At 39.3% G+C, this 16,727-nt stretch carries 13 protein-coding genes; 5 read left to right on the top strand and 8 right to left on the bottom strand.

All coding sequences use genetic code 11. From position 1 onward, the window contains the following. Positions 1–27 precede the first annotated feature (27 nt). On the top strand, positions 28–2,613 hold the full coding sequence (locus BW139_RS16175; RefSeq protein WP_076920338.1) for a TonB-dependent receptor: 2,586 nt from the start codon (positions 28–30) through the stop codon (positions 2,611–2,613). A 60-nt stretch (positions 2,614–2,673) separates the two neighbouring features. On the opposite strand, the gene BW139_RS16170 is transcribed toward BW139_RS16175, so the two are convergent. From BW139_RS16170 to BW139_RS16135, 8 genes are all read right to left on the bottom strand, one after another. After that, positions 2,674–3,279: a peroxiredoxin gene (locus BW139_RS16170; RefSeq protein WP_008109095.1), complete on the bottom strand. Its 606-nt coding sequence runs from the start codon at positions 3,277–3,279 to the stop codon at positions 2,674–2,676. Between the two features lie 234 nt (positions 3,280–3,513). After that, the gene (fadR, locus tag BW139_RS16165) at positions 3,514–4,227 is read right to left on the bottom strand and encodes a fatty acid metabolism transcriptional regulator FadR (RefSeq protein ID WP_008109093.1); all 714 of its coding nucleotides are present in this window, start codon (positions 4,225–4,227) and stop codon (positions 3,514–3,516) included. A 344-nt stretch (positions 4,228–4,571) separates the two neighbouring features. After that, positions 4,572–5,051 carry a hypothetical protein gene (locus tag BW139_RS16160; protein ID WP_013463105.1) on the bottom strand — a complete coding sequence of 160 codons (480 nt, stop codon included), beginning with the start codon at positions 5,049–5,051 and terminating at the stop codon, positions 4,572–4,574. Positions 5,052–5,279: 228 nt separating this feature from the next. Further along, positions 5,280–6,161 (bottom strand): AbiJ-NTD4 domain-containing protein, encoded by an 882-nt coding sequence (locus BW139_RS16155; protein WP_013463104.1) that lies wholly within the window; start codon positions 6,159–6,161, stop codon positions 5,280–5,282. Between the two features lie 601 nt (positions 6,162–6,762). Beyond that, entirely contained in the window at positions 6,763–9,963 is a 3,201-nt protein-coding gene (locus BW139_RS16150) for an efflux RND transporter permease subunit (RefSeq protein ID WP_055018868.1), read from the bottom strand. An 11-nt stretch (positions 9,964–9,974) separates the two neighbouring features. Beyond that, positions 9,975–11,231: an efflux RND transporter periplasmic adaptor subunit gene (locus tag BW139_RS16145; protein ID WP_076920337.1), complete on the bottom strand. Its 1,257-nt coding sequence runs from the start codon at positions 11,229–11,231 to the stop codon at positions 9,975–9,977. Positions 11,232–11,295: 64 nt separating this feature from the next. Beyond that, positions 11,296–12,513: a TolC family protein gene (locus tag BW139_RS16140; protein ID WP_076920336.1), complete on the bottom strand. Its 1,218-nt coding sequence runs from the start codon at positions 12,511–12,513 to the stop codon at positions 11,296–11,298. Between the two features lie 81 nt (positions 12,514–12,594). After that, positions 12,595–12,945, bottom strand: coding sequence for a hypothetical protein (locus BW139_RS16135; RefSeq protein WP_010557528.1), 351 nt, complete (start codon positions 12,943–12,945; stop codon positions 12,595–12,597). A gap of 166 nt (positions 12,946–13,111) precedes the next feature. Between BW139_RS16135 and BW139_RS16130 the strand changes: the two genes are divergently transcribed. The 4 genes from BW139_RS16130 (at position 13,112) to BW139_RS16115 (ending at position 16,724) form a co-directional block, all read left to right on the top strand. Continuing rightward, complete coding sequence (locus BW139_RS16130; RefSeq protein ID WP_076920335.1) at positions 13,112–14,011, top strand: cation transporter; 900 nt, start codon at positions 13,112–13,114, stop codon at positions 14,009–14,011. Positions 14,012–14,094: 83 nt separating this feature from the next. Further along, a complete protein-coding gene (locus tag BW139_RS16125) occupies positions 14,095–14,391 on the top strand; it encodes a hypothetical protein (RefSeq protein WP_254844985.1) in 297 nt (98 codons plus the stop codon). Positions 14,392–14,464: 73 nt separating this feature from the next. Next, positions 14,465–15,757, top strand: a complete 1,293-nt coding sequence (locus BW139_RS16120; RefSeq protein WP_076920334.1) for a TolC family protein — start codon at positions 14,465–14,467, stop codon at positions 15,755–15,757. A gap of 70 nt (positions 15,758–15,827) precedes the next feature. Continuing rightward, positions 15,828–16,724, top strand: a complete 897-nt coding sequence (locus BW139_RS16115; RefSeq protein ID WP_036972173.1) for an efflux RND transporter periplasmic adaptor subunit — start codon at positions 15,828–15,830, stop codon at positions 16,722–16,724. Positions 16,725–16,727: the final 3 nt, after the last annotated feature.

The raw sequence follows: 16,727 nt of genomic DNA, 5'->3' as shown, positions 1-16,727 counted from the left end.
TTATAACATATCAACAAGGACTTAAGGATGAAGCAATTTACACCTAGTTTAATTATCGGTGCGACTATCGCATTGTCAGCAGGTTTTAGTACAACAACTTATGCTGCACAGCAGACTGCGGAAAAAGTAGAACGTATTCAAGTAACAGGCTCTCGTATCAAACGTTCGGATATCGAAGGCCCATCGCCAGTACAATCCATCAATAAAGAAGATATCGAAAACATGGGTTATGACAACCTACAGCAGCTTCTTGAAAGAATGCCTGTTGCAGGTAATGGTACCTTTTCAACCCGTGGTAATAACCAAGACTCAACCGCTAATGGTTCAGCTGCCGTCAGCCTTCGTGGCTTAGGGGCTGATGCTACATTGGTACTTATTAATGGTCGTCGTGTTGCTATAAGCGCATTTGCTGAAGGGATCACCAATTCATTTGTTGATATAAACAGTATTCCTGTTTCAGCCATCGAACGTATTGATATTTTAAAAGATGGCGCATCTGCAATCTATGGCTCTGATGCCGTAGCAGGTGTTGTAAACGTTATCTTGAAAAAAGACATTGACGGTGTTGAAGTTAACTTAGGTTATGGCGGCACAGATGGCCCCAACTATGAAGAAACCACAGCCAGCATTGTTTGGGGTACGACGAGTGCAAAAAGTAGTGCGTCCGTTATTATTGACTACTTCAAAAACACCTCTTTATCATCAAACGAAATGGGGCGCTTAGGTACCGCTAATCAATCTCCATATGGTGGTGAAGATTTCCGTTCATCACGTGGCTTCCCGGGCTACTTCTACGTAGACGGCGTTAAAACAATCGATCCTTCGTGTCCTGCAGAAAACGCAACATCAAGCGGTAGTTGTTTATTTGACTATGGCCCATTCGGCTATATTGCTCCTGCATCAGAACGTGTGGGCGCTATTTCACAATTTGAATACCGCTTTGACAATGGCATTACTGGCTTTTTAGAAATGGCTGTACAGCATAACAGTTCAGTTGCAGCAGGTGCACCAACGCCACTTGATGAAGATGCGGGTTTAACCGTACCAGGAAATCATCCAAATAATCCATTCGGTCAAGATATTGAAATTGGTCGTTACAGAACAGTGGATGCAGGCGCGCGTCAATGGGATATCGAATCAGACACATTACGTTTCGTTGCTGGTTTGAAAGGTGAAATTAACGACTGGAGCTGGGAAACAGCGGTACAAAAAGGTCGTAGCAAGTCATTACAAACTGGCGATCGCTCACAAGGCTGGGTACGCACCGACTTCTTACAACAAGAAATTGATGCGGGTAACTACAACCCATTTGGCGGCACTTACAACGATCCGGCTGTAATTGATAGAATCACAACCAGCTTGGTTCGCCAAGGTGAATCTCATATGACGTCGTTCGATGCTAACATTTCGGGTGAAGCATTTAGCTTTGGTGACGATGTTGTCATGATGGCGGCCGGTATTGAGTACCGTGAAGAAGACGTAACTGATACGCCTGATGATCAATTTCAACGTGGATTAATCTTTGGTACCGAGTCTGTTTCAGCTGCCGCAGAACGCGACCAGTACGCTGCCTATGTAGAGTTTTCAATTCCACTTGCGGAAAACTTAGAGTTACAACTTGCTGGCCGTTACGATGATTACAGTGACTTTGGCACTACGACAAACCCTAAAGTCGCTTTACGCTGGGCACCTACAGATGAAATCACAGTACGTGGTTCATGGGCGCAAGGCTTCAGAGCACCGTCACTTGCACAAGTAGGTTTAGGACCATCTCAGGAAAGTCAGTTCTTTATTGATAACTATCGCTGTGATGCAACAGGTAAAGATTGTGATCCGCTAGATTACAACATTGAATTTGCCGGTAACCCTGATTTAGAAGCTGAAGAATCTGAATCTTGGAACGTCGGCTTTATTTGGGCACCCACAACTGACTTTGGTTTAAGTGTTGATGTGTGGAGTATCACTCAAGATAATAAAATTGATGAGCAAGAGTTTGGTCCAATTTACAACTCAGAGTGTAATAACCAAAATAGTACGGTATGTGTACGCTTACCACCATCAGGTACTGACAGCCTAGGAACTATTCAAAAGATTTTCAGTACTTTTGAAAATGTATCATCACAAGAAGTTTCTGGCGTTGATATTTCAGCAAACTACAATCATTCACTGGATGATTTAGGCTTACTAAAATTCAATTTAGAATGGGCTTACCAAGATAAATTTGAAAAAGATGGTCGCGATTACACTGGTGAATATGGTTACCCAGAGCACCGCTGGATTTTCTCAACAAACTGGGAAATAGGTCAATTCAACACGAACATGAACATTAGTTACGTGGGTGAGTTTGAAGATACGCCGGATATCGATTTCGATGGCAACTTAGACTTCGATAGTAATACATCGCGTACTGTTGATTCTCAAGTATTGGTAGATTTACAAACATCATACCGTATTACTGAGTCAGCAAAAATATCTTTAGGTGTTAATAACTTATTTGATGAAGAGCCACCATTTGCAATTGGTGACGGTGATTCAGATCTGTATGGTTACGCATCAGGTGTACACAACCCTCGCGGTCGTTACATTTACACTAAAGTGAGCTTTTCGTTCTAATTAAAAGCAATAAAAAACCGCCAATATGGCGGTTTTTTTATCTTAAACTAAAGGGCTAAATTATAGCTCGCCTTCGTTTTCAGATAAGAATTTAGCGACGCCTTCAGGGCTTGCATCCATTCCTTTTTTACCTTCAGTCCAACCAGCAGGACATACTTCACCGTGCTCGCTGTGGAATGCTAGTGCATCAACCATACGGATCATTTCGTCGATGTTACGACCAAGTGGTAAATCGTTCACTACTTGGTGACGTACGTTACCTTCTTCGTCGATTAGGAAAGAACCACGAAATGCAACGCCCGCTTCTGGGTGCTCAACGTCGTATGCTTTACAGATTTCGTGTTTAACGTCTGCAACTAGTGCGTATTGAACTTTACCAATACCGCCGTCTGCTACAGCCGTGTTACGCCATGCGTTGTGTGAGAATTGTGAATCGATAGAAACACCAATTACTTCTACACCACGTTTTTGAAATTCTGCATAACGCTTATCAAAAGCAATAAGCTCAGAAGGACATACAAAAGTGAAATCTAGAGGGTAGAAAAAGATTACTGCTTTTTTACCTTTGATTTTTTCGTGAAGGTTATAGCTATCTACAATCTCACCGTTACCTAGAACAGCTGCAGCGGTAAAGTCTGGTGCCTGGCGGCCTACTAATACACCCATTTTATTCTCCAAATATTTTGAGTTTATTGTCAATTGCATACGCAATACTGATAGTAATATGGGCGCTAATTTATAAATTACAATAGCAACCATATATAATTGATGATTATTCTATGGCTATCAAAAATAAATTAACAATCGTATTTATAGATAGCACCGTTCTAAAATAACGAACGCTTAACTAATGAACGGATTTTTATTCATAAAAAAACCTGCTTAAAGCAGGTTTTTTTACTAATCCATAATGTCGCTAGGCATATCACCACGAATATGTTGCCATATTTCACCGGTTTGATGACCATACTTACGCATCATGAATATTGCACCATCGTGCTCTTTATTTTCAGCAAGTTTGGTTAAATCTTTATAGAATTGACGTGCAAGCTCACGGGTGCGAGGATCTGAAAAGTAATGACAACCTATTTTAGAATAAAAGCCTTTGAAACCATTAAGGATCAGCACATAAATGCGGTTGTTACCAGCGACAGCTAACTCATGGTGTACTTTATAGTCATAATCAGCAAACGCTTGCGCGCTGTCTTCTAGCTCATCACTTTGCGATAAAATTTCAATAACACGTTCTGGTGCAAGCTTTATAGCTGCACGGGTGTAAATTGCGCTAATGTTGGTGCGTGCTGAAAGTAACTGATCGGTTAACTCTGGCATTTTGTCTTCGTCTAAACGTGCCAGTGTTTCAAGAATGTTTAATCCTGACGTTTCCCAAAAATTATTAACGCGAGTGGGTTTACCATGTTGGATTGTTAACCAACCGTCTCTGGCTAATCGTTGTAACACTTCACGCAATGTGGTTCTAGTAACACCAATTAACTCTGAGAGTTCACGCTCAGCTGGCAGAATTGAACCTGGAGGAAAATCACCATTCCAGATTGACTCTACTATGTACTCCTCAGCAAATCCTGCTGGGCTTTTCGCTTTAAAAATTCTCATTCAATTCCTACTCGAATTAATTCACATTACATCGCTACATACGATTAACTGACTGATTGTACCAGACAAGACGCAACTAACAAGTAAAGTAAGTTAAATTACCTAGGTGATCATACATACCGAAGGTGAGATTGTCGCACAGCGTGAGATTTTTGGCCTGGTAAAAAGATCAGAATTGACTTTTAATTGAACACGCAGTCCACATATATAAAAATTATAATCAGACGTATACCTAAGCAACTATGTGTAAATACCTAACGTCGGCTGAGTGCCAACAGCGGACGCAGGTAACTCCCGTGCAGGAGCGAAACTTAAATGCGTCGAATTGACACGCTTGTTATGCATTATTGCCACCACCCTTGATAAGGATCGAACTTTAGAACTAATTCATTAGGGGAAAATGAGTGAGTAATTTTTACTGATACATCTCTAAATTCGGAACCATCGTTTCTCCTAATATACAGATTCTCTGTATTTACGATCCCAAGCAATCCTGTTGGATCTTCAATATTTCCGTCCTTAGAAATTGAGTTTGACCACGTTACTGGAATTTGCTGATTATCTTGATCATATACTTTTACGGTTGTTACAAATACTTTTCGAGCAGATTTATTGAAAAGTGCTGTGCGTACTAAGGGGTCATTATGAGCTTTTTCAGAAAGCCCCACCTGATGCAAGCGTCCTGCTATTAACGTTTCATCCGACTTAATCTCATCGTATATACGTTTAGAAAGGAAGTAACTAAAGCATGCTGAAACAGCAGCGACTACCGCAGCAGATGCTGCGATAATTGTAGTTATGTTCGTGGTTGTGATATCTAGCATATTTGAGTTATCTCGCTACTTTGATTGAGGTGTGCATAACAGTGTAATAGTACGGTCCCTGCGGTCTATATATTAGTTTTTAAAGCCAAACGGGTAAAATCTTGACTTCAGACATTTAAATTCTAACTGTCCGATTATCGATCACAGCTGAACTTCGCAAAAGTGCCATGAGCGGAAGTTAGATACGCACAATTTTTTGTCCTTATTTAATTTCTTATTAGCAGTCAATTACGACTTTCTAGAAATTATCGTTCTTATAAATGCAGCTGACATATGTAACGCTAATTCTGCATCCATCTCGCCAACGCCTGACATTTTATTACTACCATGCCTTACCGCTGGTTCAGCATTTGTATATGCATAAAACTTCTCAAAAACTGTTACAAGCATAGGAGAAATAAGTTGCTCCCTTTTCATTGCCTTTAGTGCGTCACCTAGCGTAGCGCATTTGGGATAGATAGTTTTACAAACACTCTCAACTGCACTTACGGACTCTTTAATTGAATTCTCAGGATCCTTACTTGGGCTCAATATATAAGATCGAGCTTTGGAATAATGGACTCTTGCGGGTTCAAATTTATCCTGCAAAGTAGAGTCTATAGCTGATACTCTTGTTTCAAGATCTTTGGGAAGTGAGGTCTCTAATTTACCAGCATCATTTAATTTCCACTGAATTTTATGCTGTGAAAATAAATCATTTACCTTTTGCCTATATGACGGAAACATAAATGATTCGAATCGCGAGTTTTCCCATGCTGAGCTGTACTCTATTTCCTGTTCTTTAATCTTTATCGCTGTAATTTCAACAAAGTCATAAAATTGATACCATTCGAGATTCATAAGTCTGCATTTCAATGCATCCCAACATGTCCATGAGTCAAAATCTTCGGAGTCAGTTTCGTGCCCATTTTCTGCACATAACCTTTCAATTAAGTCTTTAACTCCCAGCGGTTTTGATTCTTCATTCTTTTGACGGCTATCACCATCAATATAAAGGAGAGGCTCCAAAACATTAATAAAGAAAAGGCTTTTCAACCAATTTGGCGCTTCTTCGCTAATTGGTTCATTTTTATACTCTGGGTCAAAACCAAATCTATGGGAAAACTTCATACCTTTCCTTAACTACTAACATTTTAGTATTTATACGATACGCAATTTGTGTTGCATAATCGCTTGTTGGGCTGAGTCGCTATCTGTTCGATGTGTCAGGATAGGTGTTGTTTAAGCTATGGGAGTTTGCTTTTAGAGGTTTTAGCTAAATCAGCTTACTTATTTCCCTACATTGCTCAGCGTTAACTATGTATCCATTACACCTAAAGTTTGCTCAATATGCAATTACATTTATCCAATCTCAATGACCGGTTATCGCTCTAGGAGGACTTCGCCAAAGTGCCACTAGCAGACGATCACACTAACAAACAAATAAATCGCTGAATCATGAAAGCGGACGTCACTCTAACTCATTTTTGGACAGAAATAAGTTAGAGCCGAAGGACGGCTCTGTGCCATAAGCCGACCTTGAGACACATAGAGATTAAGACTGCAAAGATACGAAAGCGGAAGTTAGCTTTGGCCTGTTTAACGACAAATATTCCGACAAAGCAGTCATGACTATTAGTTTATTGTTAAATCTAATCTTTCTTTTCGTTCATCTACTCAATAACCCCACGCTAAACGTGACTTTAGCGTGGGGTTAGAGTTCACAGTAATTTTATCTGGATAGCTCTTTTATTTTTTTCTCTGAAAACCAGCGATATAAAACAGGTAAAACAAATAATGTTAACAGTGTTGCAGTTACCAAGCCGCCAACAATAACACTCGCTAATGGGCGCTGTATTTCTGCACCAACACCATTAGACATTAACATCGGTATCAAACCTAAAGCTGATGTTATAGCAGTCATAAGTACAGGTCTTAATCTTGAAGTAGCGCCTTCAAAAACGGCTTTAGATGCTTCTAGACCGTCTTTAATACGTTGGTTGATACTTTCTACCATAACGACCCCATTCAATACCGCTACACCAAATAAGGTAATAAAGCCAACGGAGCTTGGTACAGACAAGTATTGTCCAGATAAATATAAGGAGAAAACTCCGCCAATTACAGCAAGCGGCACGTTGACCAATATCAGCATAGCTTGACCAACAGAACCAAAGGCAAAGTAAAGTAGTAGTGCGATTAGTGCTAACGATAAAGGTACAACTATAGCTAACCTATTTTGAGCACGTTTTTGACTTTCGAACTGGCCGCCAATCGAAACAGAATAACCTGAAGGTAAGTCAACCTTTTCAGCAATTACCGTTCTGATATCGGCAACCACGCTTCCCATATCTCGATTTTGTACATTTGCTTGGATAACGACTCTTCGTTGTACATCATCGCGTCTAACTTGTGGTGGGCCTGACTCAAATGAGACTGAGGCTACGTCACCCAGTCGCACCCAAGCACCAGTAGGTGATTGAAGCCGAATATCAGCAATAGCTTCTTTGTTACTTCGGTACTCTTCCTCTATGCGAACGTAAATATCATAACGTTCATTACCATTGATTATTTGTCCGGCTGCAACACCACCAATACCATCACGCACAACCTCCATTATGTCACTCACAGACAATCCAAAGCGTGATAGTTCTTGCCTGTTAGGACTTATCACCAATTGCGCTTCACCAGCAATTTGCTCCAATGCAACATCCCTTGCACCTTCAATGTTTTTAATTGCTGTTTCTATTTCTTGACCTTTAGCCGCCAGTACCTCAAGTTCAGGCCCAAACAACTTTATCGCCAACTGAGCCTTAACACCAGATAGTAGCTCATCGACACGAGTCGCAATAGGTTGAGAAAAGTTGAGTAGCAACCCAGGGAATTCTTCTAGAGATCTCTCCATTTTTCCTTGAAGTTCATATCGATTAGATGCACTGGTCCACTCAGAAACAGGCTTCAACCCTATGTAAATTTCGATGTTATTCACTGGCTCTGGGTCTCCACCTATTTCTGCTCGACCAATTCGGCTTAATGCATAGGTTACTTCAGGAAAAGCCATTAGTTTTTCTTCTAGAATTGGTGCCACAGTGAGCGCGGTATCTAAACTGGAAGAAGGTGCAAGCGTTGCTCTTAAGTTTATCGTCCCTTCTTCTAACTCAGGTACAAATTCAGTACCAATTAATGGAACTAATGCAAAGGCAGAGAAAACTAATATAAGTGCGGCTGAAATGACTAATTTGGTGCGTTTTAGTGCGAATGTAAGCCCTTTTCTGTAGAGTTTGTCTAATGGCCTAAGAACAAAGCTTTCCCTCTCTTTTACACCTGACTTAAATAAATAAGTAGCTAAAGCGGGTACAAAAAACAACGCAACCACAATAGCAGATATAACAGCTAAAATGATGCTTATTGCCATAGGTTGAAATAACTTTGCCTCAACACCTTCAAAGCTAAATAAAGGCGTAAATACAACTAAAATAATAGAAGCTGCAAAAAATACGGGACGAGCCACTTCTTTACCCGCATTTTGAAGACGTAACTTAATACCATGCTCATCTTGTTCTACATCATGTGGATCAGTATCGGCGCTAGGCACTCTTTCTTTTACAGTTTTTAAATGGGTAGAGTCTGGTCTATTTAAATGCTTAAACATGTTTTCAACCATCACGACTGAACCATCAACTAGCATACCAATGGCTACGGCAATGCCACCCAATGACATAAGGTTTGCAGAAATGCCCCACCAAGCCATGATCATTAACGCGATACCAATTGAAATTGGAATAGATATTAGGACAAGGAAGGTTGCACGTATATTCATTAAAAATAGTGCTAATACAATACAGATGAAAATAAATGCTAGTAATAGTGCATCAACTACTGTATCAACGGCTTTTTCAATCAAATCAGCCTGATCATAAAATGGTTCAAAGCGAACACCTTTAGGCAATGCTTGATTAATCAATGGGATTCTTGCATTGATACCATCAATGGTGGCTTTAGTATTAGACCCCATGCGTTTTAAGACAATGCCAGAGACAACTTCACCTAAATTTTCGACTTTACCGTCTTCGGTTTTGCGCGTCATTGTGACAGCACCTTGACGAATTTCACTGCCCATTTCAACTTTAGCAATATCCGAAACCGTCACAACTGTCCCATCAACTGTTTTGACGGGAACTTGTTTGATATTACTAATACCAGCGTCACCACTTTCAAACCAACCTGCACCTCTAATAACAAGCTGCTCTTGCCCACGGTTCATATACCATCCGCCAACATTGGCATTGTTGTTATCTAGGGCACCAACAACGTCTTCTTGCGTTAGGTTATAAGAAAGAAGCTTAGATGGATCTACATTTACTTGGTACTGCCTAACAATACCTCCAAAGGAGAGTACATCAGTAACACCATCGACAGGCATAACGAGTAATTTTACTACCCAATCATTGAGACTCCTGAGTGCCATAGCATCATAGCCTGCATCTTTATCTGAAATAAGAAGGTACTGAAATACTTGGCCTAGCCCTGAGGTGTTTGGCCCCATTTCGGGTGTGCCGACACCTTCTGGTATCAGTTCTTTTGCGGCTTGAAGACGCTCAAATACGAGTTGTCTTGCAAAGTAAATGTCGGTGCCTTCTTTGAAAACAACCGTGACGCCAGACAAGCCTGTTTTAGAAATTGAGCGCACTTGTTCTACATCAGGTAAGGCATACATGACCGCTTCAATGGGGTACGTAATGAGTTGTTCAACTTCTTCAGCAGCTAGTCCTGGCGCTTCAGTATTTACAGCAACTTGAACATTAGTAACATCAGGAAAGGCATCTAAATTTAGTTTTGGTATAACCATAATTGCGCCGACAATTGTGGCAAACAGCGCAATCAAAATCAGGAGTCTATTATTAACAGACCAATCTATTATTTTATTAAACATAGTCTTACTCCTTAGTGGTTATGCGGATCAAATCCGCCTTTAGCGATTTCAGAAGCAACAAAAAATGCGCCTTTGGTTACAATTCGCGTCCCACTATCAAGGCCAATGATTTCCCTAAAATCACCTAAGGCTCGGCCTAGTTCTACTTCTACAGCTTTAAATTCTCCAGGGTGGTCTTCGACAAATACGGTCCAATCACCATCTGCGCTGCGGATCAATGCTTCTTCTGGCACAGCCATCACTTTCTGCTTTGTGGCAAACTGAAAGTAAACTTTTACAAACATACCTGAATGAAGGTTATCATCAGCATTCTGTACCCCCAATCTAATAATTCTTGTACGAGTTACGGGATCAATTGTATGGGCTTCTTGGATAACTTTGGCATTGTAACTCTGGCCTTCTAATTTAAGTACCGCAGGAGAATCAATTGATAAATTTAGCTTTTTATTTGGAGAAACTTTTGCTTCAACCCATAGTTGTTTTTCATCAGCTAACAACATGACTGAATCTCCAGCATCAACACGTTGCCCTTGGATAAAGTCGTCTTGAAGCACGACACCTTCACGGTGCGCCGTTAATGCATATTGTCCAAATGCTTTAATGTCTTTGTTAGAAATACCATTTATTGCTTTTTCAGTTAACCCTAAAGCAATGAGCTTGCCATAGCTCGCATTGTATGTTGTTTCAGCTTGTAATAATCGACTTTCACTCACCGTCTTATTACCCAGCTTTTTTACACGTTGCCATTCGGTTGAAGCGATTAAATAGTCAGCTTGTGCTTGTGCCATTGCTTCACTAAATAATGTAACTAACTTCTGACCTATTTCTACATACTCGCCAAGCGCTGCATGGCGACTGATAATGACTGACTCTGTACGTGGTGATACCACATAACTTTTATAGCCATTAGCTTTTATTTCGCCAGGTGCATATACGGAGCTAAATTGATATTCAGGCTTAACACTTTCCACTTTAATGTTAGCAAGCGACATCTTCTTTGGATCAATAGTGATACCTTCTTCATGTTCTTCTTCTCCCTCTCTATTACCACCTTCATGGCCGTGCTCGTCATGGTCACCTTTATCTTCTTCATGTCCCTTTTCGTGTTCATGCTCATCTTGATGTTCTTTTTCTTCTTGTTTCGAAACGTTTTTGACAGAACCAGTTCCATCTGACGACTGTGCAAAAGCATCATGATTTGTAGTAAACCCAACTAACAGGCTGCTAATTACTACGGCTAAAAATTTTTTACTAATTACTGTATTCATTTTTGTAACCTATATTTTTAATAAATTTAAGATTTCGTTTTTCGCTACTGAAAAAACAAAGCGCTCAAATCTCAAATTTGGATAACTGACCCATACTTAAAATGAAGGATATTTCTGCAAGCTTGAATTGATTTTCCAAACGTATTCCTGCATGAAGCCCTTCCGCACGTTGATTTAATGCGAGTAAATAATCAGAAGTGTTTATGTCACCAGCTTGCCAGCGCTTATTTAATAAATTTGCGCTGCTAGCCAACCTACCTTGGGTGAGCTTTTGCCATTGCTCGTAGTATTTTCTACTGACATTAAGCGATTCATAATTAGCTTTTGCTTCAAAAGACTGCTTTCGATATACCGACTGAAAATTCGCCTCGGCTGCAATGGCTTCTAAATAAGCGGCTTTAACATTATCTGTATAGTTATTTCTGATGTTTAAAGGCATTGAAAAAGTCACACCAACCAAGTCTTCATCTCCACTTTTCCCTGCGCTAACGCCAATGGTTGGATTAGCTTTAGATTCCATAGTGGTTAGTTGAGCTTTAGATTGTTGTCCCTTCCATTTCGCTCTAGCAAGTTTAACTTTTGGATGTTCCTCAACCCACTGGGAGTTAAATGAGTAGCTTGTTGCTCCAAAAGTAAATGAAAACAAATTGGTAGTATTAGGCGTCCAATCAGGCAATAACTCCTGAACCTTTACCTCTGCATTTTTCAAAGCAATTTGAGACTCAGATATTTCACTAAAAATTTGCGACAAGTTTAAATAGACTAGCTCAGCGTCAAGTGGCTCTAGAAGTCCAGCTTTTCGTTTGTCTTCAACAATTCCAACGAGCGTTTGCAATTGCTCTTCTCTTTCTGAAAGTAACTGAGCAGCTTTTTTTGCTGCTTGCCAATTAACTAATGCAGTTAAGGCATTAGCCTTTTTAGAATCGAGTAGAGATAACAATTGTTGCTGGTTTGCATAAACATCAATTTCACCAATGGTTTTATTTGTTGATTGCTTATCCCAAAAATCTATCGTTTGACTGATACCAATAGAGTAATTATCAAAATCACCTTCTTTTTCATAACTTGCTTCAAGCTCTGGGTTATATACGGCTTGAGTTAAGCTTTTGGCTCTATGATTACTTGCATTAAGTAACTCTTTAGCCGCAACAACTTCGGGATCTTTATTTATTTGACTATCTAGCCATGAAATACTTTTCTGTTTGCCATAAGTGGCAACTGAAAAACTCACAGCCATGCATAAAGACAGGGTTAAACCTGCATTTTTTAAAAATATATACATAAAACTTCTTAATTTTTTAATTTATAAACACGAACCCTTTATCCTTCTCATGGACAAATAGGTCATTAAAAATCAATCTAATTAAGAAATGGGTGGGCGAAGTATCGCTTCAAGGTAAGTATTTGTTTGATCAATTTGATAAGGCGTTTTATTGATAATGTTTAGTTTGCCCGTGGTATTTGAATTACTGACTAAAATCCAAGATAAGTGGCTGCCACTGCAATGACCGCAGTGATGACAATCTTTTTCATTATGCTGCTCATCACCTACATTATCATTTGAGACATTTCGATCATCTGCATGATCATGTTGAGTTTGAAGGTGCTCTATATCTATTTGGTGATTCTCAGATGTTGAGGATGCTACAGCAGTTAACGATTGTAAAACAATCGAAATAACCAAGAGCATTTTTAGTACAACATTAAGGTTCAAAGTTATGACCAGTTAAATATAGTATTTAAAATACTAGCAGAAACTATTTTCTTAAACTAGCTTTTCAATTCAGTTTCCACGCTTTTACATTAAATAATTTTTTTATTTGACTCTATAGCCACTATAGATTTTATACTTATTTTAATATTATTACGGAATGTTAAATATGTCAGAAAAATGTAGTGGTCAGTGTCAATCATCTTCTACCAATGAAGATGTAAAAATTGATACACAATTAGATAACTATAGTGGCGCGTTTGTCAGTACATTTAAAGTACCTCAAATGGACTGTCCTTCAGAAGAGAGATTGATTAGGTTAGCACTTGACTCAATTGAGCCTTCAGTTGGGTTGCAATTTGATATTCCTAGCAGTTTAGTCAAGGTTTTTCATGATGAAAATTTAGATGAGATAACAAAAAAATTACAACAACTCAATCTCGGTGCAGAGTTGGCATCAACTAAAGAAAGTTGCAGCACCGAAGCTGCAAAAGCAAAAGATCTAGCCCAAAAAAATGAGATGAAAGAAGCATCAACGCTAAAATGGTTGTTAGCCATTAATGGAGTCATGTTTTTTATAGAAGTAATTGCTGGGATTATTGCGCAATCTGCTGGCCTTATTGCCGACTCATTAGATATGTTTGCTGATGCTGCTGTTTATGGTTTAGCTATATATGCTGTCGGTAAAAGCATAAGCATGAAACTTAGAGCGGCACATATATCTGGTGTACTTCAAATTATTCTAGCGCTAGGTGCTTTGAGTGAAGTCGTAAGACGCTTTATTTACGGTAGTGAACCTATCTCTTCTTTAATGATGATATTTGGTGGAATAGCACTAATCGCTAACATTGCTTGTCTGTTTTTAATATTTGGTAACAAAGAAGACGGCGCTCATATGAAAGCGAGTTGGATTTTTTCCGCAAATGACGTAATCGCAAACGTAGGTGTAATCTTAGCTGGCTTATTAGTTACAGTAACTAGCAGCCGTTATCCAGATTTAGTGATTGGTTTGATAATTGCTCTTGTCGTTTTAAACGGTGCTCGCCGCATCTTACAGCTAAAGTATTAAGCAGAGAAATGAAAATAATGCACTCATCGTATATCAAATCAAATATATCATACGTGATAATGATTTTAATCGCGGTGCAGTCTGTGTTTTTTTCGCTAGAAGAGCTTGAAATAAACTTAAGTGAAAGTTCTTTTAGTTCATCACTAACTAAGTCTATTACCCCGCTAAAAGCTCCAGAAGACTCCAATATGCTTGAGGTGAATAATAGCAACTCTTCAATTGATAATTGTAATTTTTGTTGCTGTTGTCACTTATTTTTAAATGCTGATTCTTCCTGTAACATTTTCCAAGCAACAGATCACTTCCTTACCTACGCCTTAGTTTCTTCTGAGCTAAAAGGCTATATCTCGGTGCCACTCCGCCCACCTAAATACGCCTAAATTTTATAGAAAATTAAGAAAGGTCAAATGTTAATGACCTAAATATCACATATAAATTTATAGGAAAGTATACATGGCACTTAATACCTGTGTGCATCGCAAGATAGCAATTTTAAGGTGTGTAACACCTCGGCTTAAATATATCGCGTTTCTCGCTTTGTCACTTTTTACATTTAATGTTTATGCCTTTGAGAAGCAGTTAAACCTTCAAGAGGCAATTCAGTGGACGCTTAAACAAAATCCAGAACTTAAAATATTTGATTTCAAGCAAACGGCATTAATTGGACGAGAACAAATCGCAAGTTTAAATCCTGCTTATGAACTAGAGCTTGAAGCTGAGAACTTTGCAGGCTCAGGTGAATTTAATACATTCGACAGTGCTGAATTAACAGTCGCTCTATCTTCGGTTATCGAAATGGGAGATAAACGCTCAGCGCGGATTGGAATTGTTTCAAAATCAAGAACACTACTCACTGCTGAAAAAGAAGTCTCTGCGCTTAATTTAATGGCTCAAGTCACTGAGAAGTACGTGGAAGTACTTGCAGCCCAACAAAGAGTTATATTGGCAGAAAATGCTTTGAACTTAGCACAAGAAACCTTAGAGATTGTATCTCAGCGTAACCGCGCAGGTGCTACTCCTGAGGCTGAAGTGAAACGCTCAAAAGCAGTTATTGCTCAGGCTAACCTCACCCTTCAATCTGAACAAAAGCGCTTGGAATATCTAAAGCTTTCTTTATCAGCTTACTGGGGAGAAACATCAGTGTCATTCTCTAGAGTAACTGGAGATCTGTTTCAGTTTGGCAATGATAGTGATTTTAGTAGTCTCTTTGCGAAATTAGAGAAAAACCCTGCTATTCAAGTTTATGCAAGTGAGCAGCGACTAAAAGAGGCCGAGTTACAGTTGGCTAAAACAGAGTCAACGGCCAATATCAAATGGTCTGTTGGTGTTAGGCGCTCTCAAGAAGCCAATGATACGGCACTGGTCGCTGGCTTTAGCTTACCTTTGTTTGCTGAAAAGCGAAATTCTGGCGCAATCGCTAGTGCGCTAGCAGAGCGTGACCAAGTTGCCATAGAGAAAGAGGCGACTAAGTTAAGATTTAGAAATCACTTACTACGAGCATACTCCAATAGAAAACAAGCCATATTAACAGCTAATTCATTAAAGCAGTCGGTTATCCCAATGCTTGAAGATGCACTGGAAGATACTCAAGACGCCTATCAAAAAGGTCGATATGGATATCTTGATTATGTATCGGCTAGACAAGAGCTGTTAAATGCTCGGCGAACCCTTATTGACGCGGCATCTGCTGCCCTAATTTATGGCGCAGAGATAGAAAAACTAACAAACGAAGCGCTGTCACTCTAAATAAACATCACTTTAAGTTTAATAACAATTTATTGATTCAGTGATTAACTGAATCGTTTAGGAATTCAAAATGAAAAACTATTTACTCGCACTATTGATTTTTATTGGGTATCTATCACCCATTCAAAGTGTTTTCGCTAGTGAAGATGAACATGAAGGCGAAGAAGGCATAAGCAAAATCGACAATAACATGGCAAAAAAGGTTGGTGTTGAAACAGCCTATTTAGCTTCAAAAACGTTGAACCAAACTATCCCTGTATACGGCTCTACGACGATAGGCGCTGAACAATTATTTCAAGTTGGCGCTAGATATAACGGCGTTATAAAGACAATAAACTTCACTGTTGGTGATACGGTAAAAAAAGGCGATCTATTAGCCGTTATTGAATCTAATGAGAGCTTAAATACTTATAAAATAACATCGCCTGTTTCTGGGACTGTTTTACAGCGAAATGGAAATATTGGCGGTATCACGCAAAACACTAGCTTGTTTGAAATCGTCAAATTTGACACCTTGTGGGCTGAATTTAAGGTGTTTACCAGCCAATATAATCAAATCAAAGTCGGTCAGCATGTTGATATTGAGCAAGGTGAACACGCATTCAGTTCAGTCATCACTAATATTATTCCAGCTAAAGATCAGCCTTATGTTTTAGCACGGGTACGATTAAACAACACTGAGTTAAAGCTAACGTCAGGTCAATTATTAAAAGGCAACGTAAAGATAAACCAATTTGAGGTGGATTTAGCGGTCGAGAAAGTTGCCATACAAGAGCTAGGTGGACAATTAGGTGTCTTTGTAAAAGAAGATGAAGAGTACGAGTTTGCACCACTTGTCCTTGGTCGTTCAGACAAAAACTATATCGAGGTCATTGATGGCCTCAGTAAAGACGCTGAATATGTAAACAAAAACAGTTATCTGATTAAAGCAGATATCTTGAAATCTGAAGTAGAAGACGACGATTAGGAG

This window comes from Pseudoalteromonas sp. SK18, assembly GCF_001974855.1.
GTDB lineage: Bacteria > Pseudomonadota > Gammaproteobacteria > Enterobacterales > Alteromonadaceae > Pseudoalteromonas.
Note: the sequence above shows the minus strand (reverse complement) of the source record. Positions and strands in the feature narration are given on the sequence as shown.